This window comes from Tetzosporium hominis (assembly GCF_002265435.1).
Classification (GTDB): domain Bacteria; phylum Bacillota; class Bacilli; order Bacillales_A; family Planococcaceae; genus Chryseomicrobium; species Chryseomicrobium hominis.
Map to the genome: position 1 here is coordinate 1 of NZ_NOKQ01000078.1, position 246 is coordinate 246.

The window sequence follows — 246 nt, forward strand, 5'->3', positions numbered from 1 at the left end:
GATGAACTCGTTTATGACAAAAATTTAAAAGCGATGCTTCCACCGGAAGTTGCATCCGGAAGTGGCGCAATTAAAGTAACGCCCGAAGTTGCCAAGCAGCTCGCGCAAAAAGTAAATGCGATCATCGATGACTTGCGGACGATGAAACGGGAAGCCGAAAACGCTTATCAGGAACACGACGCCGAGATCAACGACCTGAAGCACGATACCTACCGTCAGGTCGGCCACGGTTTATACGACAAGCTG

Annotated in this window: 1 pseudogene; it reads left to right on the forward strand. The window is 49.6% G+C overall.

Annotated features, from left to right (window positions below):
• Positions 1-246 (forward strand): annotated as a pseudogene (locus tag CF394_RS00270) (lipase); the annotation flags it as partial.